The following is a 20151-nucleotide window of genomic DNA, read 5'->3' as shown; positions in this document are numbered from 1 at the left end:
CGGTCGTTGCTTCGGCTGTACTGACCGATCGACTACGCCGTCGCCTCGACGTCCGCGAGGTCGCGGGCGAGCGCCTCGGCGATGGTGACGTCCGCGTCCTCGACGAATCGCGCGAGTTCCTCGCCGTCGGCGTCCTCGACGACGACGGTCGGGATGAACTCGATTCCGTACTCCTCGACGCCGGGCCCCTCCTTGCCGTTCGGGCCCTTCGTCACCGGGAAGTCCTCGATCCGGTCGTCGGGTACGCCGGCGGCCGCGAGCGCGGCTCCGAACGCCGGCAGCTGCCGTTGACAGTCGCCACACCAGTCGCCGCCCCACACCTTGAACCGGTAGCCGTCGGCCGCGAGCGCGTCCAGTACCGCCTCGTCGACCCCCTCGGCGTCCGTCTCGCCGGGCGAGAGCGTTTCGAGCGTCATGTCCCGGCGTACGCCGCCGAGGCTTGTAAACGGCGCGTCGGTGGCAACGCCCGGTCGGCCGCCGGAATCCCTCACCGTTCCGTCCTCGCCCGCCACCCGTCCGTCCCCGCGTTCCCCGAACATGTTGGTGACAAGTCCGTTCCTCCCGTGAGGACGATCCTCGCGTGATGCGACTCACACGCGAGACGATCGCGAAGGTCATCGTCGCGGCGTTCCTGTTGAACCTCGTCGTCATGGGTGCCGGCGCGTGGTTCGCCTACCAGGAGGCCCCGCCGATCCCCGAGGAGGTGGTCGGACCGGACGGCGAGACGGTCGTCACCGACGAGGGGATACAGGACGGCAAGGCGGCGTTCCAGCAGTACGGACTGATGAACCACGGGTCGATCCTCGGCAACGGGGCCTACTACGGCGAGGACTACACCGCCGAGACGCTGGAGCTGAAGGCCCACCACATGCGCGAGTACTACGCCGACGCCGAGTACGGCGCGGCGTACGACGAACTCGATTCGGGCGACCGGGCGCGCGTCGACGCGCTCGTCCGCGAGGAGCTCGACGCGGCCCACGACGGCGGCGAGGTCGTCGAGTACTCCGCGGCGGAGGCGTACGCCCACGAGCAGGTGCGGGAGACGTACGTGGCCCGGTACCACGACGGCGACCACGCCCGCGGCGTGCCCGAGGGGATGATCGAGTCCGCGGCGGAGGCGGAGTCGTTCGCGGACTTCGCGCTCTGGACCGCCTGGTTCTCCCACACCGACCGGCCCGGAGGCGACAACTCCTACACCAACGAGTGGCCCTACTCGCCCCCCGCCGGCAACGACGCCACCGGCGCGGCGATGATCTGGAGCGTCGTCGCGATGGTGCTGCTCGTCGGCGCGGCCGGCGCGGCGATCCTGCTGTACAAGTCGATGAAGCTCCCGGAGCCGAGCGCGGAGGGGATCGCGGTGCCGGAACCCGGCGACGTGAGCGTCTTCCCGAGCCAGCGCGCCGCGCTCCGGTTCGTGCCCGTCGCCGCCGGGCTGTTCCTCGCGCAGGTCCTCCTCGGCGGTCTGCTGGCACACTTCTACATCGAGCGGGCCGGCTTCTTCGGGATCGAACGGATCCTCGGGGTCCACGTCCTCCAGCTCCTCCCCTTCTCCATCGCGAAGACGTGGCACATCGATCTGGGGATCCTCTGGATCGCCTCCACGTGGCTCGGCGCCGGGCTCTTCCTCCCGCCGCTTCTCACCGGCCACGAGCCGAAGCGCCAGGGGACGTACGTGAACGTCCTGCTCGGCGCGCTCGTCGTCGTCGTGGTCGGCGGCATGGGCGGGATCTGGCTCGGCGCCAACGGTTACCTCCCCGGCGAGCTCTGGTGGCTGCTCGGCAACGAGGGGCTCGAGTACCTCGAGGTCGGGAAGGTGTGGCAGGGCGGCCTGCTCGCCGGCTTCCTCCTGTGGGCCGTCCTCGCGATCCGCGGGCTCAAGCCCCTGCTCGACCGCGAGCCGGTCTACGGGCTCGCGCACATGATCCTCTACGCCGGCGGCTCGATCACCCTGCTCTTCCTCGCCGGGTTCATGTTCACGCCGACGACGAACATCGCCGTCACGGAGTTCTGGCGGTGGTGGGTCGTCCACATGTGGGTCGAGGGGGCCTTCGAGTTCTTCATCGTCGCGATCATCGGGCTCACCCTGGTGTCGATGAACCTCCTCACGCGACGCAGCGCCGAGAAGGCGGTCATGCTCCAGGCGCTCCTGGTGATGGGAACCGGCGTCATCGGCGTCTCACATCACTACTGGTGGATCGGGATGCCCGACTACTGGGTGCCGATCGGCAGCGTCTTCTCCACGCTCGAGCTGCTTCCCCTGATCTTCATCCTCTACGAGGCCATCGGCCAGTACCGGGCGATGGGCGAGGCGGGCTTCCCGTATACGATTCCCTTCATGTTCATCGTCGCCAGCGGGGTCTGGAACTTCGTCGGCGCGGGCGTGCTCGGCTTCTTCATCAACCTCCCGCTCGTCAACTACTACGAGCACGGGACCTACCTCACGGTGGGCCACGCGCACGCCGCGATGTTCGGCGCGTTCGGCTTCCTGGCGCTCGGGATGGTCGCGTACATGCTCCAGCTCTCCATCGACCCCGACCGCTGGGACCCCTCGTGGCTCCGCGTCTCGTTCTGGTGTTGGAACGTCGGGCTCGCGCTCATGGTGTTCGTCTCCGTGCTCCCCGTCGGCTTCCTCCAGCTCGACGTCGCGTTCACGGAGGGATACGCGGCCGCCCGGAGCCTCGGGTTCTACGAGCGTCCGCTGGTCCAGACGCTGTTCTGGGCCAGACTGCCGGGCGACACGCTGATCATCGCCGGCACCGTAGTCTACGCGGCCGACCTGGTCCGAAAGCGGTTCGTCCTCCGGCGCTCCGAGGACGACCCTGCGGTCGACGACATGGCGGTCGCGGAGGGTATCGTCGGCGACGACGACTGACCCCTCGCGGACGCCGAGACATCCGGCTCCCGTCTGCGGGCCGGTCCGTCCCCGTCGCTTGCCGCAGTCCGTCGGGCATTTGAGTCGCCGGCGTCTCCGTCGATCCGATGGACGAGGACATCCTGGAGGGGCTCGGGTCGCCGCTGATCCGAGTGGATTCGCCGCCGGGAACGACGGTCGCCGCGAAGGTCGAGTCGCGCAATCCGGGCGGCTCCGCGAAGGACCGTCCGGCCCTGTACATGATCGAGGCAGCCGAGCGGGAGGGCGAACTCGAGCCGGGAGACGGCATCGTCGAGCCCACCTCCGGCAACACGGGCATCGGGATGGCGATGGTCGGCGCGGTGAAGGGGTACGACGTGACCCTCGTGATCCCCGAGGGGAAGTCGGTCGAGCGCCGGCGACTGATGCGGGCGTACGGCGCGACCGTCGAGGTCGTCGACGGCGACATCTCGGCGGCGAAGGCGCGCGCCGACGAGCTCGAACGCGAGGCGGGGATGGTCCGGCTCCGCCAGTTCGAGAACCCCGCGAACCCGCGGGCCCACTACGAGACGACCGGTCCGGAGGTGCTCGAGCAGGTCGGCGACCGCACCGTGGACGCGTTCGTCGCCGGCGTCGGCACCGGCGGGACGCTCTCGGGCGTCGGGCGTCGCCTGCGCGAGGCGTTCCCCGAGGTGCGGATCGACGCGGTCGAGCCGGCCGGCAGCGCCGTGCTCTCCGGCGAGGCGGCGACCGGCGACGAGTTCCAGGGGATGGGTCCCGGCTTCGTCGCGGAGAACCTCGACCGCGAGTTGATCGACGAGGTCCACGTCGTCGACCTCGAGGCCGCCGAGGCCGAGTGTCGCCGCCTGGCGCGCGAGGAGGGAGTCCTCGTCGGCCAGTCCTCGGGCGCGTCGAACCTCGCCGCGAGGGACGTCGCCGAGGGGCTCCGGGAGTCCGGCGCGTACGCGGGCGAGGAGCCGCTCGTGGTCACCGTCTTCTGGGACAGCGGCGAGCGCTACCTCACCGCCGGGACGTTCGACTGACGGTCCGTTCACCGCCGGAGGGTTCGACTGACGGTCCGTCCGGGTCTCACTCCAACAGGATCGAAAAGCCCCACCGGGCCGACGCCTCCGGCTCGGCGCCCTCCCCGAGGACGGAGAGGACGGTCTCGAACCGGTACTCGCCGACCGGGAGACAGCCGTCCGCCGCGGCCGTGGCGTAGAGGTCGACCGCCCGGCGGCTGGACTCGCCGGCGCCGATCTCGAACGTCCGGTACTCCTCGGTCGTGGCGATCGCCTCCTCAAGCCGCCAGCAGTCCGGTTCGGCGGGGTAGTCGTCATCGGGGGGAAGCAGCGTCAGGAGCCCGTCGTCGTCGACGACGTACTCGAAGTGGACGGCACGCCCCTCGCCGACCCTGACGGGCTCCTCGCCCGCGTTCGACAGCGTCGTCCGGAGGCGGGGCGGGTGGTCCTCGGTGGCCGCCTCGCGGACGACCTCGACGGACGGCTCGACCGGGAGGTCGACGGCGTCGTCGACGGCGACGAGCGTGACGCCCGGCCCGCCCGTTCCCGACGGTCGCGTCCCGTCGGCGTCGTCGCCGTCGCCCGGAAGGTCGTCCGACCCGTCGCCGTCGCTCCCGTCCTCGCCGCCGTCGCTGCCATCGTCGCCTCCGCCGCCGTCGCCGTCAGTGTCGTCACTCGGCCGGCCGACGCAGCCGACGAGTCCGCCGAACGCGACGCAGCCGAGCCCCCCGACTCCGCCGACGCCGCGAAGGTAGTGCCGCCTCGTCGAGGTCGCGGGTCCCGTCACGCGCCGGATCATACCGTCGACATGGCGCGGGCGAGAGATATCCCTGTCGGCGGATCGGGTGTGTGGATCTCTCGCATAGCCGCTTCGAGCTTTACTCGGTCGGGAACGGAGAGGGTGGCATGGAACGCACGCGTCGCTCGACGATCCGGTCCCTCGCCGCCCTCGGAGCCGCCGGACTCGCGGGCTGTCTGGACGGGGGACTCGTCGGCTCCGTCCGGGAACGCGGGGGAGACGGCGACGAAAGCGACGAGTCCGGCGACGGCGACGCTCCGGACGAGGGACGCGGGCCGCCGACCGCGGACGGCTCCCGACACCTGGCGTACGACCTCGAAACCCTCCGCGAGGAGTCGCTGAGCGGCGGCGTCGGCACGGACGGGATCCCGTCGGTCGAGAACCCGACGTTCGTCCGGATCGACGAGCCGACGCTCATCGACGACGTGCCGGTGTTCGGCGTCGCCCGCGGCGGGGAGGCGAAGGCGTACCCGCAGTACGTGCTCGTCCACCACGAGATCGTCAACGACGTCGTCGGGGGCGACCCCGTCGCGGTGACCTACTGCCCGCTGACCGGCACCGCACAGGGGTTCGAGCGTGGGGGGACGACCTTCGGCGTCTCCGGCCAGCTGGTCAACTCGAACCTGATCATGTACGACCGCGCGACCGGAAGCTGGTGGCCGCAGATGCTCGCCACGGGGATCGACGGCCCGATGCGCGGCGGAACACTCCGCGAGTTCCGGGTCGTCTGGACGACCCTCGGCGAGTGGCGCGCCGCACATCCGGACTCGCTGATCATGACCGACGAGACGGGATACGCTCGGCGGTACGAGAACGACCCGTACGGACTCTACGCGCCCCTGGGCGGCTACTACGCCGACGAGGAGACGCTGTTTCCGCCGCTCTCGGACCCCGAGGAGGGACACCCCAAGTCGGTCGTGGTCGGCGCGCGAACCGCCGACGGCGCGGTCGCCTTCGACAAGGCGTCGCTGCTCGTGGAGCGGGTCCTCTCGGGGACGCTTCGCCCGAGCGACGAGCCCGTGATCGCCGTCGCGGATCCGGCGCTCTCGACGGGCTACGTGTATCTGAACCCGAAGAACGTGACCGTGGAGCCCGACGGGGACGGCTACCGCGTCGGGGGTGACGGCGTCGGAGGCGCGGCGGAGAGCGAGGGCGCGGTCGACGCCGACGACCTCCCGCTCGAACGGGTGCTCGCGTTCGACGCCATGTGGTTCGCGTGGGCGGGGTTCTACCCGGAGACCGGGTTCGTCGGCGACCACACCGGGGCCGGGTATGGCCGCTGAGACCGCCTCGCCGGCGCGAGCGGCGGTCGCGTGGCTGCTCGGGCTCGTCCGCCGGACCGCGTTCGCGGTCCGCGCCTCGCTCGCGCGCCGGGACGGGCGGGCGACGCTCGGGATCGTCGGGGTCCTCTACTTCGTCCTCTACGGCGTCGGCCTCGGGCACCTCGGCCGACGCGGCGGCGGCGCGGCCCGACGGCGTGTCGGCGGCGAGTCGACCCCGCTCGTCGACCTGTTCGTCGTGAGCGACCCGCTCGCGACCGCGACCGGGCGGGTCGCGCCGTTCCAGTACGAGCCGGTCGCGCTGGTTTCGGTAGGGCCCGTGGAGTACCTGTTCGCGCCGGTCAACGCCGCGATCGGGGTCGGGCTCGCCCTCCTCGTGGGCGTCACGCTCGCGGTCTCCGTGGCAGCCTGGCGCGGTCCCTCGGCGTGTCGGATCGGGGCCGGCGCCGGCGCGGTCGCGGGGCTGCCCGGACTCGTCTCCGGCTTCGTCTGTTGCGGCCCGACGATACTGCTCGTGATCGGCGTCCAGGCGTCGGCGGGGCTGCTCGCGGCCCTCCAGTGGTTCCTCCCGCTGGCGGTGGCGAGCCTGCTCGTCACGCTGCTGTGGGTCGGGAGCCGGGTCGATCCCGAGGCGATCGGGCAGGCGGCCGGCCGGAGCGGGTGATCACGGCGCGCCCGACGGGCGACGGTTCAATCGGCCGGTAGACGACGGTTTATTATCGGGTCTCGGTACCACCAAGGTGAAGCGTGAACCGCACACTCGAGCGGTCGGCGCGACGGACTCGACGGCGGTGGTCGCCGTGAACTGGCGGTACCGCCACACCGTCCTGACGCTGTGTATGCTCGCCTTTTTCGTGACGTACTTCGCGCGGCTGGCGATCAGCCCGGTGGTCCCGTTCATCACCGCCGACTTCGACGTCTCGAACACCGCGGTCGGCGTGGCGCTCTCGGGGATGTGGCTCGCGTACGGCCTCTCGCAGTTCCCGAGCGGCATCCTCGCCGACCGGTTCGGCGAGCGCCGGGTGATCCTCGTCGCCGTCGGCGGGACGACCGCCGCGAGCCTGCTGCTCGCGCTCGCGCCGGTGTTCCCCGCGTTCGTCCTGATCGCGTTCCTCCTCGGGCTCGTCGCCGGGCTCCACTACGCGGTGGCGACGACGCTCTTGTCGCGGACGTTCGACGACCTCGGCACCGCGGTGGGGCTCCACTCGTTCGGCGGCCCGCTGGCGGGACTCGTCGCGCCGGTCGCCGCCGCGTGGGTCGGCGTCCGCTACGGCTGGCGGCCGGGCGTGGCGGTCGCGGCCCTCGTCGGCGTCCCCATCTTCGCGCTGTTCGCCTGGCGGGTCCGGCCGAACGAGCCGCGCCGTCCCGACCAGCCGATGCGGGAGCGGCTGCGGCTCGGCCCGCTCGTCGAGCTCCTCTCGCGGCCGAGCGTCCTCCTCCCGCTCGCCATCGCGACGATCGGTACCTACGTCGCGCAGGGCGTCATCTCGTTTCTGCCGACGTTCCTCGTCGACTTCCGGGGGTACTCGCCGTCGTTCGCGGGCGGCGTCTTCTCCGCGTTCTTCGTCGTCCGCGCCGGCGCGCAGGTCGCCATCGGCCGGCTCTCGGACCGGACCGGTCGGGACGGCGCGATCGGGATGGCGATGCTCTCCGGAGCCCTCGGCGCCGCCGGCTTCGTGGCGCTGCCCGGCTACGCCGGCCTCGCGGTCGCCGTCCTGCTCGCGGGGTTCGGATCGAGCTTCTTCTCGGCGATCGACCCGCGGTTCATGGACGCGATGACCGAGGCCGAACGGGGCGCCGGGTTCGGGCTCGTCCGCACCGTCTACACCGTCATCGGCTCGGCGGGATCGGTCGGCGTCGGCCTCACCGCGGACCTGTTCGGCTGGGCGGTCTCCTTCGGCGTGCTCGCCGGCCTCTTCGGCGTCGCGTTCCTCGTGATCGCCGGCAACGCGGTCCTCGGAACCGGCTACTGAGCCCGCCTGGAGACTCGACTTCGACCTCCGCCGCCTTCGGCCTCCACCGCCTCCGACCTCCCTACTCGTCCGGGAAGATGCTCTCGGGGATGTACGCAGAGACGGTCCAGTTGGGCGCGTCGACGACCTCGCTCACCTTCAGGTCCATCGCGGCCGAACAGAGGACGTACGCCTCCCCGCGCGTGAGCCCGCGGCGCTCGGCGAGGTGCTCGATCGTGTGGCGGGTCCCTCGCCCCGCCATCAAGCGTGTCATACACGGCCACGATCGGGGGCGAGCGACTTCCGATCGGCCGGGGCGGCCGAGGCGGACGGTCTCGCCCGATGTGGGTCCGTCACCCGCTCGACGACGCCACCGCAAGGTACGTGGTCCCGACCGCCCCAGTTCCGACGTGTACGACTACCACGTCCACTCGACGTACTCGGACGGATCGTTCCTCGAATGGATGGTCTCGTCGGCGGAGGCGGCCGGGCTGGAGGGGATCGGGATCGCGGACCACTGTTCGGTCGTCCCCGAGCCGGGCGCGCGCCGGCGGAAGCGACTGCTCGGGTTCAACCTCGACGTGACCTACGAGCGACGCCGGGAGGCGATCGACGCCGCCCGAGAGGGCGCCGGGATCCGCGTTCTCGACGCCGTCGAGATGGATTACCACCCCGACCACGAGGACGCCATCGGGACGTTCCTCGAGGAGGCCGGGTTCGACTACGCGATCGGGAGCGTCCACGACCTCGAGGGCGTCAACGTCCACACCCGCTCGTACTTCGCGGACCGCACCGAGGCGGCGCGTCGCGACCTCGTCGACCGCTACTTCGAGAAGCTGGTCGCGCTGATCGACGCCGAGCTGTTCGCGATCGCGGCACACCCCGACCTGATCGAGCGGAACCCCCACCTTCGCGGGTTCGCGACGAGCGAGCACTACGAGCGGGTCGCGGCCGCCTTCGACCGCTCGCGGACGGTACCGGAGATCAACGCCGGCCGGCTGCTCGACGAGTACGGCGAGTTCCACCCCGCGCCCGCGTTCCTCGACGCGCTCGCCGACCGGGGCGTGGGCGTGACCGTCGGAACGGACAGCCACGATCCCGAGGAGATCGAGCCGCGGGCGGCGGGGATACGCGAGGAGCTCGACGGGCGCGGCCTCGAGCCGGTCGAGATCGACGTTCGGTGAGGCCGACTCGGCAGCGGTCCGCCCGGCCGCCGAGCACGACCCGACTACGCCTCGTCGAACGCCGCAGCGCTTCGCGCCGCTGGCTCGCCGAAGCTACGCTTCGTCGAACACCGGAAGCCGAAGATTTCCGAGCTCGACTTCGGCTTACGCCTCGTCGAACAGCTCCTCGCCCTCGACCATGTGCTCCTCGACGGCGTCCATGTCCAGCGTGACCCCGAGCCCCGGTTCCTCCGGCACCTCGATGTACCCCTCCTCGATGACGTCCTCCTCGACGAGGTCGCTCCACCAGCCGAGCTCGTAGGAGTGGTACTCGACGGCCAGCGAGTTCGGGATCGACGCGCCGACGTGGGCGGCAGCCATCGTCGCCACCGGCGACGCGACGTTGTGCATCGCGACCGGCACGTAGTACTGGTTCGCCACGTCCGCGATCTTCCGCGTCTCGCGCATCCCGCCGACCTTCGGCAGGTCCGGCGCGACGATGTCCACCGCCTGGTTCTCGATGAGCCGGCGGAGCTCGGTGACGCGGTAGCGGTTCTCGCCGACCGCGATCGGGGTCGTCGTGTTCTTCGTGACCTCCTCTTGAACCTCGAGGTTCTCCGGCGGCACGGGGTCCTCGAGCCACCAGACGTCGTACTCCTCGATGGCGTCCGCGAGCCGCTTCGCGGAGCCGCCGGAGAACGTCCAGTGACAGTCGAAGGAGACGTCGGCCTCGTCCTTCACGCGCTCAGTGACCGTCTCGACGATCTCCGCCTTGTGACGGATCTCGCCGGGACGGAGGTGTCGGTTCGCGCGGTCCTTCTCGAGTCCCGACGGCACGTCGAGGTCGAACTTGAGCGCGTCGTAGCCGAGCTCCTCGACGACGCGTTCCGCCTCGTCGGCACACGCCTCGGGGTCCGCCTCCTCCTCGGTGTGACAGTCGCAGTAGACGCGCATCCGGTCGCGGTACTTCCCGCCGAGGAGCTGGTAGGCGGGCACCTCGAGGACCTTGCCCGCGAGGTCGTGAAGCGCCACCTCGATCCCGGAGATGGCGGTGACGGTGACGCCCTCGACGGAGCCCTCGCCCGACATCTTCTGGATCAGGTGCTCGTAGAGGCGGTCGATGTCGAGCGGGTTCTCGCCGACGACGAACGGCTTCATCCGCTCTATCAGTTCGGGGACGCCCGCGCCCCAGTACGCCTCTCCGGTCCCGACGACGCCCGCGTCGGTGTAGACGCGCACGAGCGTCCACGGGAAGTTGCCGTCGACCATCGTCGTCTGGACGTCCGTGATCTCCAGATCGCGGCCGCCGCCCCGCGGACGCGTTGCGTCCATCGTCTCGGCGGAGAGCTCCCGCATCGTGTACTCCGCGTTCGGGTCGTGAAGCGACTCGTAGTTCCTGCTCATGTCGAGACGTTAATTCGGATCACAGTAAGCGTTTATGCTCCGGACGTGACACGCCCGCGTTCGCTCCCGCCGGCGCGGCCGGACCGGCCGAGACGAGGGAGAAGGCGGCGACGGGGGAAAGACGGCGACGGGAGAGAAGACAGCGACGGGAGAGAAGACGGAGAGGGTAGCCGAACGGAGGGGAGCGTTTTCCTTGCCCCCCCGCGAACGGGTCGTATGGTCGACGTAACCGAGTCGCTCACCTGCCTGTTCACCGCGGAAGTCGAAGCCGACGGGAAGGGCGGGTACGTTCTGTCGGTGCCGAAACGCGAGATCGAACACGGAACCGTGGCCGACGGCGGGACGTATCGAGTCGCGGTGATCGACCCCGACGGCCGGGAGGCGGAGCGTAACGGCCGAACGCGGTCCTCGGCGGGGTCGGACGGAACCGCCCGATCGAGCGACGGGAGCGCGGCCCGCCCCGGACGCGCCGCCGACGGGCCGCCGGTCGAGGAGGGGGAGGTCCGCGACGTGACCATCGAGACGCTCGGCGACAAGGGCGACGGCATCGCGAAGATCGAGCGGGGTTACGTCGTCATCGTCCCCGACGCCGCGCTCGGCGACGAGGTCACCGTGGAGATCACGAACGTTCGCGAGAACGTCTCGTTCGCGTCGGTCCTCGCCGAGTAACGCTCCGCGCCGCCGACCGAGCGCCGTCCCGGCCTCGTCGACGGCTCAGGAGAACAGCCGCCGGAGATGCTCGCGCGAGAGGAACGACGACGGCCGGTCCATGTGAACGCCGATCTCGCCCGAGAGCGCCCGCAGCCCCAGGTGCTGGATCGGTTCCGGAAGCGAGTAGCACGCCCGGATAAGCTTCCCGAGCCGGATCTCGGTCGCCAGCTCGTCGCGCCACTCCGCCTCGTAGTCGGCGAGCGTTCGCGGATCCGCGGGGTCGACGGTCTCCGCGGCGACGTCCGCGGCGGTCATCCCGTAGAGGATCCCGCCGCCCGTGAACGGCTTCGTCTGGGCGGCGGCGTCGCCGATCAGGAGGACGCGGTCGGTCGTCACCGAGTCCGGCGGCCCGATCGGGATCGCTCCGGAGCAGAACCGCTCCGTGTCGACGCCGTAGGCGTCGGTCAGTCGGTCGAATCGCGCCGACACGTCCTCGCCGGGCGGGGCGGCCAGGCCGTACTCGACGCCGGCGTCGCCGCGGGGGATCCGCCACGCGAAGAAGCGCGGCGCGGTGAGGTGGACGTCGACGTAGTCGCGGTCGTCCGGTTCCGGGTCGAACGCGAGCACGCCGTGGAGCAGCTCCTCCGGCTCGTCGATCCCGACCGCGCGGCGCACGCGGGAGGTCGGCCCGTCGCAGCCCGCGACCATCCGCGCCTCGACCGTCTCCGTGCCGCCGCCGGCGACGCTGACCTCGACGACGACGCGGTCCGGTCGCTCCTCGAGTCCCGTGACGGTGTGTCCCTCGCGGACCGTCGCTCCCGCGTCGCGGGCGCACTCGGCGAGCGCGCGGTCGAGCCCGACGCGATCGATGACGTTCGAGACCGCCTCGCGCTTGTAGAAGCGGTACGGTTTCGATCCCGGCCCGCCGACGTGGAAGCGCGCGCCGAACACCCGGTTCTGGAACAGCTCCTCTCTCGCGGCCTCGGGAACGTACTCCCAGACGTCGGTCGAGACGTGGCCCGAGCAGGCCAGCGGCTCGCCGACCTCGCCCTTCTCGAAGGCGACGACGTCGTACCCCTCCTCGGCCGCCCGACGGGCGAACCGCGAGCCGGGCGGGCCCGCGCCGACGACGACGAAGTCGTACATGCTCGTGACGAGGCCGTCCGCGTATTTAATTGGGGCGTCGTCGATCGCGCGTCGCGGTCGCCGGTCGCCCGCCCGCGGGATCGTCGTCGAGCTCCGCGAGGCGGTTTAACGCGTGGACGGTCCGGAGCATCTCGGCCGCCTGCCCGCGCCCGTAGACGAGTTCGTCGCCCTCGCGGACGTGATCGAGGACGTCCGCGGAGGCGTGCTCGGGTGCGGCGGCGATCCCGGCGGCGTTCTCCGCCGCCCACTCCATCACGCGCAGGTCCGACTTGCTGTCGCCCATCACGAGCACGAACGGGTCCTCGACGCCGAGCACGTCGAGCGCCGCCTCCACGCCGGCGGGTTTGTTCAGCTTCAACGAGCTGATCTCGGCCGCGTCGGCGCGGTAGTACCCGACGTCGATCCCCTCGAACAGCGTCCGGACCGCGTCCGGGACCGACCCGTCGGCGTTCGGGACCGACTCGACCTCCGGGGGCGACCCGACGCCCGGACTGACGTCGGCGGCCGCCAGTACCCCGCGGATCTCCGGGTCGATCGCCGCGTAGTGGGCGCGTGCCCACGCGGCCCCCTCGGCACTCGACACGTCGGCGGGCGGGCTCGCTCCGGAGCGTTCGGCAGCGGTCTCGACGACGACCTCGCCGAGGAGGTCGATCAGGTGGACCAACGCGTCGTCGATCACCGCGTCGGCGGCGTCGCCGCCGGTCTCGAAGTTCGGCTTCAGCGTGACGTTGAACTCGTTTCCCTGGAGGTGGCTGCCGCGGCGGACGTCCCGCGGGGCCGTCGGCAGCAGGCGCGACCGAACCTCGTCGAACACCGTCCGCACGTCCTCGCCGAGGTCCTCGTAGAGCAGTCGTTTCGTGTGCGAGCCGTGGCCGGGCGTGAACACGCCGTTTCCGGCCTCGTAGACGATCGACAGCGTGCCGGAGTGGACGAGCTCGTTGCCGAGCCCCTGGATCGTGAACCCCTTGACGTTCTCCAGCGTCTGGCCCGTACAGACGACGATCGGGACGCCGGACGCGTGGATCTTCCCCAACATGTGGAGCGTCTCGCGCGGGATCTCGTTGTCCGTTCCGCCCGCCGATCGTAGGGTCTCGTCGACGTCGAGCACGAGGGCGTTGACCGAACGACCGTACCGGTTCAACAGATCGAGGGCGGTGAACGCGGTCTCGCGGTCGGCGTACGACGCCACCTCCGCGAACGTCTCGCCGTGCGGGATCGCGTCGACGATCGCCGTCTTCCGCCGGGCGAGTTCCTCGCTCGCGTCCTCCCAGTGGTCGAGCGCCACGCGGGAGTCGACCGGAGGGAACAGGTCGACGAACGACTGGTGCTCCCGGAGCGCGGTCGCGTCGAACTCGTCGTAGAGCCGATAGAGGAGATCGTACCGCTTCATACACCTCCCGGGTCGCTCGACCGATTAAGCGCGTTCGATCGACGGACGGGAGCGGTCGGCGGGACGCGCCGGCGACGGCGTCACTCGCGATCCGCGAGCCACGCGAGCGCCGCGTCGAGGTCGGTCTCGGGCGGCGAACAGGCGAAGCCCTCGCAGACGTAGACGGTCGGCCCGTCGCCGTCGGCGTCGCGGCCCTTCCAGACCGGCGGCGCGTCGTCGAGGCCGAGCCGGTCGAGCCACGCGTCGAGCCCGGCGTCGGTCGGCGGCCGGCGCACGACGACGGCTCCGGGCAGGTATCGCTCCGCGAGCGTCTCCCGCCACTCGGTCGGCACCGTCTCGGCCGCGACCGTCACCTCGATCCCTCCGGTCTCGACGCGCTCGGCCGCGCGAACCAGCGAGACGTGCTCGAGCGGACTCGCACGGATCCGGTCGGCGTGGACGGCCACCACTCGCTCGGCGACCTCACGGAACCGGTCGTCGGTCCGGAAGCCGTCGAGGAGCGCGAGCGTCTCCGCCGCGATCCCGAGACTCGAGGGGGTCGAGCGGTCCGCGAACTCCTGCGGCCGGGCGAAGAGCGTCCCGTCGTCCCCCGAGCCGGGGTCGTCCGCCTCGTCCGTCGCGGCAGCCTCGGCCGCCCCGCCCGCCTCGGCCGCCCCGCCGTCGGGGTCACGGGTGAAGTAGATCGTCCCCGAGTCCGGGTCGTAGAAGTCGTCGACGAGCGCCGCCGCCAGTTCCAGCGCGAACGCGAGCGCGTCGACGTCGCCCGTGGCGGAGTACACGTCGAACGCGCCGCGCGAGAGGAACGCGTAGTCGTCGAGGTAGCCCGGTCCGGCCACGTCGCCGTCGAGCCACCGCCGATCGAGCCGACCCTCCGCGGCGTCGTACAGCCGGTCCCGGCAGAACGCGAGCGCCTCCGCGGCCAGGTCGGCGTACGACTCGCCCAGCACGGTCCCCGCGGTCGCGAACGCCGAGATCGCCCGGCCGTTCCACGACGCCAGGACCTTCTCGTCGCGGGCGGGTCGGGGGCGCTCCTCGCGGGCCTCGAAGAGGGCGGTCCGCGACTCGCGGAGGACCCCCTCGATCTCCGCCTCGGGCCGGTCGTACTCCGCCGCCAACTCCGCGATCGAGGCCGCGAGCGTCGGCACCGTCGTCCCCCGCTCGAAGTTCCCGCCGGGCTCGATCCCGTAGCGGTCCCGCGCGATCGACGCCGCCGGCTCCTCGAGGACGGCGTCGACCTCCTCGGGCGTCCACGCGTAGAACGCGCCCTCGACGCGCTCGTCGGGGTCCTCGCCGGCGCGGCTCGCGGGTCGTCGACTGCGTGCGTCGAGCGTGCTGAAGAACCCCCCGTCAGGGTGGCGAAGCTCCCGCTCGAGGAACGCCAGCGACTCGGCGGCCACGCGGGCGTAGCCGGCGTCGCCGGTCAGGCGGTGCGCGTCGAGGTAGACCGCCGGGAGCTCGGCGTTGTCGTACAGCATCTTCTCGAAGTGGGGGATCGTCCACTCGCGGTCGACCGCGTAGCGGTGGAACCCCCCGCCGATCTGGTCGTACATCCCGCCCGTCGCCATCCCGTCGAGCGTCCGCGTCGCCGCTCTGAGCAGTTCGGTACGGCCGCTCCGCGAGGCCGCCCGCAACAGGAGGTCGATCCGCCCCGGCATCGGGAACTTCGGCCCGCTCGCGCCGAACCCGCCGTGTTCCTCGTCGGCGCTGCGCATCGCGGTCGCCGCCGCCTCGTCGAGGAGGTCCGAACCCGGCGGGTCGCTCGCGCCCGAGGGGTCGGGGACGGACTCGAGTTCGTCGCGGGCGCTCGCGGTCCACTGCTCGGCGCGGCGTTCCATCTCCTCCCGCTGCTCGGGGTCGTTCCAGGAGTCGGCGATCCGGCGACACAGCTTCGGGAACGAGGGGTGGTTCCCCCGCGGCTCCGGCGGGAAGTACGTCCCGACGTAGAACGGCTTGCCGTCGGGGGTACACCACGCCGACAGCGGCCAGCCGCCGCCGCCCGTGACGAGCTGTGAGACCGTCATGAAGGTGCTGTCGACGTCGGGGCGCTCCTCGCGGTCGACCTTGATCGGGACGAACGACTCGTTGAGCAGCGCCGCCGTCTCCTCGTCGGCGAAGCTCTCCTCCTCCATGACGTGACACCAGTGACACGCGGAGTAGCCGATGGAGACGAACACCGGCACGTCGTGTTCGCGAGCGCGCTCGAACGCCTCCTCGCCCCACGGCTGCCAGTTCACCGGGTTGTCGGCGTGCTGCTGGAGGTACGGGCTCGGCTCCCCGTCGAGCCGGTTCCGTTCGGTCGGCTGTGACATGGGCCGGTTTGGCCCGCGCGTCGGAAAAACCCCGTTACACGGACCCGGACGAGACGACGCGAGCACCCCCGAACGCGACGCCACGGCCGCGATCCCGTCCCGTGATGACACACGATCGTGGATCGATTAACCGATCGAGAGAGCAAGGTTTACACTTCGATGCGGATATCGGTCGCGCATGACGGAGACCGTGCTCTTAGTCGGCGGCGGCGGCCGCGAACACGCCATCGCCCGAGCGCTCGCCGACGACTGTTCGCTGTACGCCTGTGCGAGCAATCGAAACCCCGGCATCCGGCGGCTCGCGGACGGGTTCGAGACGATCGCGGAGACCGACGCGGACGCGGTCGTCGACCTCGCCACCGACGTGGGCGCCGACCTCGCGGTCATCGGCCCGGAGTCGGCCCTCGAGGCCGGCGTCGCGGACGCGCTCGACGACGCCGGCGTGTACGCGTTCGGCCCGCGGGAGGCGGAGGCCCGGCTGGAGACCGACAAGGCGTACCAACGCCGGTTCATGCGCGAGGCGGACGTGCCCGGCTGTCCGGACTTCGAGGTGTTCGACGACATGGACGCCGCCTGCGCGTACGTCGACGAGTACGACGGCGACCTCGCCGTGAAACCCGCCGGCCTCACCGGCGGCAAGGGCGTGAAGGTGATCGGCGATCAGGTCACCGCCGAGGAGGCGAAGGCGTACCTCCGCGAGTCCGAGTACGACCGCGTCGTCCTCGAGGAGCGACTGGTCGGCGAGGAGTTCACCGTCCAGGCGTTCGTCGCCGACGGCGAGTTCCGCGCGACGCCGGCGGTCCAGGACCACAAGCGCGCCTACGAGGGCGACGAGGGGCCGAACACGGGCGGGATGGGCTCGTACTCGGACACCGGGGCCTCGCTCCCGTTCATGGAGTCCGGCGACTACGAGGCGGCGCTCGACGTGCTCGACGCCGTGGTCGACGCGCTCCCCGACTACAAGGGCGTCCTCTACGGCCAGTTCATGCTGACCGCGACGGGACCGAAGGTCGTCGAGTTCAACGCGCGCTTCGGCGACCCGGAGGCGATGAACACGCTGCCGGTCCTCGAGACGCCGTTCATCGACGTGTTGACCGCCGCCCGCGACGGGGACGCGCTGCCGGACCTCGAGTTCTCCGGGGAGGCGACGGTCTGTAAGTACGCGGTGCCGGACGGCTATCCCACGGATCCGGACGGCGGCGCGCGGATCGCGGTCGACGAGGAGAGCGTCGGCGACGCGCTGCTCTACTACGCGAGCGTCGACGAGCGCGAGGACGGGATCTACACGACCACGTCGCGGTCGTTCGCGGTCGTCGGCCGCGGCGACTCCATCGCGGCCGCGGAGGCCGAGGCGGACGCGGCGCTGTCGGCGGCGGGAGACCGCGTCCGGATCCGCCACGACATCGGGAAGCCGGAGCTGCTCGAGAAGCGGACCGAACACATGGCCGATCTCCGGAAGTAGTCGGTGCGGAGCGGAGGATCCGCGTCCGGCGGGGACGGAAGCGGCAAGCAGGCGGTCTCCGCTCCTCACGGCGGTCGACCGCGCACCCGCTCAGGCCTGCCGTGAGCCGTCGGTTCGGCGTGAGCGGTCTGTGTCGGCATCCCGTTTGAACCGTCGCACGGGGGAGGCGGGGCCGCGGCGAGCGGGAGCGACCCTTTTACCCAAGCCGCGCGAACGGGCGGGCGTGAGCGACGAGGACGCCATCGATGGAGGGGAAGGAGGGATCGCCGAGGAGGGATCGAACGTCGGCGGCGCGGCGCGCGCGGACCGGCTGGAGCGTCACCGGACCGGCGGGGTTCGGAACTCGCTGTGGTCGTGGCCCGACGCCAAGTCGCCGCTCGTCGTCGTGCGCAACTACCTCGTGATCGTCCTCGCGCGGATCTGTCCGAGCCTCCGGCTCAAGAACCGGCTCCTCTCCTGGATCGGCGTGACCGTCGGGGCGGGCGTCTCGTGGGGGCTCGAGTCGACGCCCGACGTGTTCTGGCCCGAGCGGATCACCGTCGGCAACGACGCGATCGTCGGCTACGACGCCACGCTGTTGTGTCACGAGTTCCTCCAGAACGAGTACCGCCTCGGCGACGTGGAGGTCGGGGATCGCGCGATGATCGGCGCGGGCGCGGTCGTCCTCCCTGGGGTCACGATCGGCGAGGAGGCACGCGTCGCCGCCAACTCGCTCGTGGCCGAGGACGTCCCGCCGCGGACGACGGTGGCGGGCGTGCCCGCCGAGGTCGTCTCTCGGGCCGACGGCGACGGAACGGCCGCGGACGCCTGACGATTTCGGGCCTCAGTCCTCCCCGTCGACGCCGCTCCCGTCGGTGCCCCCGGCTTCGCCGCCGTCGGCGGTCTCGGTTCCGTCGCCGGCGGCCTCGGCCTCGGCGATGTGTGCTTCGGTGCTCACGCTGTCGAGGTCGACGCCGACCTCGCGGGCGATCGCGTCGAGAACCGCGCGCTGCTCGGCCATCTCGTTTTCGAGCGCCTGGACCCGCTCCGAGGTGTCGAGCACCGTGGTCTGCGTCTCCTCGACCTCCGACCGGAGTTCGTTGATCTTCTGATACGTGCGCTCCGCCTTGTCGGCGAGCGTCTGGATGCGCTTCGCCGTGTCGCCGAATCCCATACCGACTCCTCGCGTCCGCGATACCTGTGTTTTTCCGTTCGTCCCCGAACGGACCGAGCGGCCCCGCGAACCCCCCACGCGACGATGGACTTTTCTCCGAACCGCCCCACCGACCGGTGTGAGCGCCGACCGGATCCTGTTGACGAACGACGACGGTATCGACGCCGTCGGCCTCCGCGCCCTCCGCGACGCCCTCGCGGACGACTACGACGTCGTGACGGTGGCCCCGACCGGCGACCGCTCGTCGGTCGGGCGGGCGCTTTCGGACGGCGTGACGGTGTCGGAACACGAACTCGGCTACGCGGTCGACGGAACGCCGGTCGACTGCGTCGTCGCCGGGCTCGACGAGCTCGTCCCGGACGCCGACTGCGTCGTCGCCGGCTGTAACGAGGGCGCGAACCTCGGATCGTACGTCCTCGGCCGGTCGGGGACCGTCTCGGCCGCCGTGGAGGCCGCGTTCTTCGACGTCCCGGCGGTGGCGACGTCGATGTACGTTCCGGGCGACGAGGACTGGTGGCGGCGCGAGCTGGAGCCGGGAGAGTTCGATCACGCCGCCCGCGCCACGCGGTACCTCGTCGACAACGCCGTCGACGCCGACGTCTTCGAGGCGGTCGACTACCTCAACGTGAACGCGCCGATCGCGGACGACGACCCCGCGCCGATGCGGATCACGCGCCCGTCGGACTGGTACGGCATGACCGCCGACCACGACGGGAACGGCGGCGTCACCTTCGACGACCCGATCTGGGGCCGGATGAACGAGTCTGAGGTCCCCGACCCGGTCGGGACCGACCGGCGGGCGGTGGTCGACGGCGAGGTGTCGGTGTCGCCGCTCACCGTGCCGCACGGCGTCGCCGCGAACGGCGCGCTCGACGGGCTCGCGGAGCGGTACGGCGGCCGGGACTCGAGGGACTGACCGGGACGTGCGTCACTCGCCGCCGTCGCTGACCGTCACCTGCGCCTCGCTAATGACGCGGTCGCCCATCTCGTAGCCGGGCTCGTACACCTCGTGGACGGTGCCGTCGGGCTGGTCGCTGTCGACGCGGAGCATGACCTGGTGGCGCGCCGGGTCGACCTCCTCGCCGGGCTCCGGCTCGATCGGCTCGACGCCCTCCTCGGCGAGCACCTCGTCGAACTTCTCGAGCGTCGACTCCACGCCCGGCCGGATGTCGCTGCCGTCCTCCTGGTCGAGCGCCCGGACGAGGTCGTTTCTGACCGGCGCGATCCGTTCGACGAGCGACTCGGAGGCGCGCTCGCGGATCTCCTCGCGCTTCCGTTTGGCTCGCTGCTTGTAGTTGCTGAAGTCGGCGCGGACGCGCGCGAGCTTGCTCGTCAGCTCGTCGACCTCCTCGCGGTGCTCCGCGAGCTCCGCCTCGAGGTCCGCCACCTCCTCGGCGAGCGCCTCGTCGTGGTCGGCGACCCGGTCGGCGAGGGCGGGCTCCTCCCCGTCGGGTTCGGTCTCCTCGGCTGCGTCGGCGGTCTCGACCGATTCGCTCGCGTCGGCGGGCGCGTCGGGTTCGCCCGGCGACTCGACCTCGACGGCGTCGTCTTCGCTCATGTCCGATCGGA

General features: G+C 71.4%; 18 protein-coding genes and 1 pseudogene. 10 read left to right on the top strand and 9 right to left on the bottom strand.

All coding sequences use genetic code 11. The annotated features are described in order from the left end of the window. Window positions 1-32 precede the first annotated feature (32 nt). A complete protein-coding gene (locus tag DJ70_RS16290) occupies window positions 33-416 on the bottom strand; it encodes a TlpA family protein disulfide reductase (protein WP_094534847.1) in 384 nt (127 codons plus the stop codon). A 167-nt stretch (window positions 417-583) separates the two neighbouring features. On the opposite strand from DJ70_RS16290, the gene DJ70_RS16285 reads away from it, so the two are divergent. Continuing rightward, the gene (locus DJ70_RS16285) at window positions 584-2872 is read left to right on the top strand and encodes a nitric-oxide reductase large subunit (protein ID WP_094534845.1); all 2289 of its coding nucleotides are present in this window, start codon (window positions 584-586) and stop codon (window positions 2870-2872) included. A gap of 107 nt (window positions 2873-2979) precedes the next feature. Further along, on the top strand, window positions 2980-3894 hold the full coding sequence (locus DJ70_RS16280) for a PLP-dependent cysteine synthase family protein (protein WP_094534843.1): 915 nt from the start codon (window positions 2980-2982) through the stop codon (window positions 3892-3894). A 46-nt stretch (window positions 3895-3940) separates the two neighbouring features. Here the strand turns inward: DJ70_RS16280 and DJ70_RS16275 are convergent, their stop codons facing one another. Beyond that, the gene (locus DJ70_RS16275; RefSeq protein WP_094534841.1) at window positions 3941-4672 is read right to left on the bottom strand and encodes a hypothetical protein; all 732 of its coding nucleotides are present in this window, start codon (window positions 4670-4672) and stop codon (window positions 3941-3943) included. A 107-nt stretch (window positions 4673-4779) separates the two neighbouring features. On the opposite strand from DJ70_RS16275, the gene DJ70_RS16270 reads away from it, so the two are divergent. The 3 genes from DJ70_RS16270 (at window position 4780) to DJ70_RS16260 (ending at window position 7925) form a co-directional block, all read left to right on the top strand. Next, on the top strand, window positions 4780-5955 hold the full coding sequence (locus tag DJ70_RS16270) for a DUF3179 domain-containing protein (RefSeq protein WP_094534839.1): 1176 nt from the start codon (window positions 4780-4782) through the stop codon (window positions 5953-5955). Then, a complete protein-coding gene (locus DJ70_RS16265) occupies window positions 5945-6616 on the top strand; it encodes a hypothetical protein (RefSeq protein WP_094534837.1) in 672 nt (223 codons plus the stop codon). Before DJ70_RS16270 ends, DJ70_RS16265 begins: the two co-directional genes overlap by 11 nt. A 136-nt stretch (window positions 6617-6752) precedes the next feature. Beyond that, window positions 6753-7925 carry an MFS transporter gene (locus tag DJ70_RS16260; RefSeq protein WP_094534853.1) on the top strand — a complete coding sequence of 391 codons (1173 nt, stop codon included), beginning with the start codon at window positions 6753-6755 and terminating at the stop codon, window positions 7923-7925. A gap of 61 nt (window positions 7926-7986) precedes the next feature. Here DJ70_RS16260 and DJ70_RS16255 read toward each other — a convergent pair. Beyond that, window positions 7987-8157 (bottom strand): annotated as a pseudogene (locus DJ70_RS16255) (acetamidase/formamidase family protein); the annotation flags it as partial. A gap of 157 nt (window positions 8158-8314) precedes the next feature. Between DJ70_RS16255 and DJ70_RS16250 the strand changes: the two are divergent. Beyond that, window positions 8315-9088, top strand: a complete 774-nt coding sequence (locus tag DJ70_RS16250; RefSeq protein ID WP_094534835.1) for a PHP domain-containing protein — start codon at window positions 8315-8317, stop codon at window positions 9086-9088. A gap of 144 nt (window positions 9089-9232) precedes the next feature. Here DJ70_RS16250 and DJ70_RS16245 read toward each other — a convergent pair whose 3' ends face one another. Next, complete coding sequence (locus tag DJ70_RS16245; RefSeq protein ID WP_094534833.1) at window positions 9233-10471, bottom strand: mandelate racemase/muconate lactonizing enzyme family protein; 1239 nt, start codon at window positions 10469-10471, stop codon at window positions 9233-9235. Window positions 10472-10687: 216 nt separating this feature from the next. Between DJ70_RS16245 and DJ70_RS16240 the strand changes: the two genes are divergently transcribed. After that, entirely contained in the window at window positions 10688-11140 is a 453-nt protein-coding gene (locus DJ70_RS16240) for a TRAM domain-containing protein (protein ID WP_094534831.1), read from the top strand. Between the two features lie 45 nt (window positions 11141-11185). Here the strand turns inward: DJ70_RS16240 and DJ70_RS16235 are convergent, their stop codons facing one another. The 3 genes from DJ70_RS16235 to DJ70_RS16225 form a co-directional block, all read right to left on the bottom strand. Then, a complete protein-coding gene (locus DJ70_RS16235; protein WP_094534829.1) occupies window positions 11186-12268 on the bottom strand; it encodes a geranylgeranyl reductase family protein in 1083 nt (360 codons plus the stop codon). A 25-nt stretch (window positions 12269-12293) separates the two neighbouring features. Next, on the bottom strand, window positions 12294-13658 hold the full coding sequence (locus DJ70_RS16230) for an HAD family hydrolase (RefSeq protein WP_094534827.1): 1365 nt from the start codon (window positions 13656-13658) through the stop codon (window positions 12294-12296). 80 nt (window positions 13659-13738) lie between these two features. Beyond that, entirely contained in the window at window positions 13739-15967 is a 2229-nt protein-coding gene (locus tag DJ70_RS16225) for a thioredoxin domain-containing protein (protein ID WP_094534825.1), read from the bottom strand. A 178-nt stretch (window positions 15968-16145) separates the two neighbouring features. Between DJ70_RS16225 and purD the strand changes: the two genes are divergently transcribed. Next, window positions 16146-17429 carry a phosphoribosylamine--glycine ligase gene (gene purD / locus DJ70_RS16220; RefSeq protein ID WP_094534824.1) on the top strand — a complete coding sequence of 428 codons (1284 nt, stop codon included), beginning with the start codon at window positions 16146-16148 and terminating at the stop codon, window positions 17427-17429. A gap of 262 nt (window positions 17430-17691) precedes the next feature. Next, entirely contained in the window at window positions 17692-18240 is a 549-nt protein-coding gene (locus tag DJ70_RS16215) for an acyltransferase (protein WP_094534851.1), read from the top strand. A 12-nt stretch (window positions 18241-18252) separates the two neighbouring features. On the opposite strand, the gene DJ70_RS16210 is transcribed toward DJ70_RS16215, so the two are convergent. Continuing rightward, window positions 18253-18582, bottom strand: coding sequence for a DUF5798 family protein (locus DJ70_RS16210; RefSeq protein WP_094534822.1), 330 nt, complete (start codon window positions 18580-18582; stop codon window positions 18253-18255). Between the two features lie 118 nt (window positions 18583-18700). Here DJ70_RS16210 and surE point away from each other — a divergent pair, with 118 nt between their 5' ends. After that, a complete protein-coding gene (gene surE / locus DJ70_RS16205) occupies window positions 18701-19498 on the top strand; it encodes a 5'/3'-nucleotidase SurE (RefSeq protein ID WP_094534820.1) in 798 nt (265 codons plus the stop codon). 12 nt (window positions 19499-19510) lie between these two features. Here the strand turns inward: surE and DJ70_RS16200 are convergent, their stop codons facing one another. After that, window positions 19511-20140: a nucleotide exchange factor GrpE gene (locus DJ70_RS16200; protein WP_094534818.1), complete on the bottom strand. Its 630-nt coding sequence runs from the start codon at window positions 20138-20140 to the stop codon at window positions 19511-19513. Window positions 20141-20151: the final 11 nt, after the last annotated feature.

Origin of the sequence: Halorubrum halodurans (assembly GCF_002252985.1) — an archaeon.
Taxonomy (GTDB): domain Archaea; phylum Halobacteriota; class Halobacteria; order Halobacteriales; family Haloferacaceae; genus Halorubrum; species Halorubrum halodurans.
Note: the sequence above shows the minus strand (reverse complement) of the source record. Positions and strands in the feature narration are given on the sequence as shown.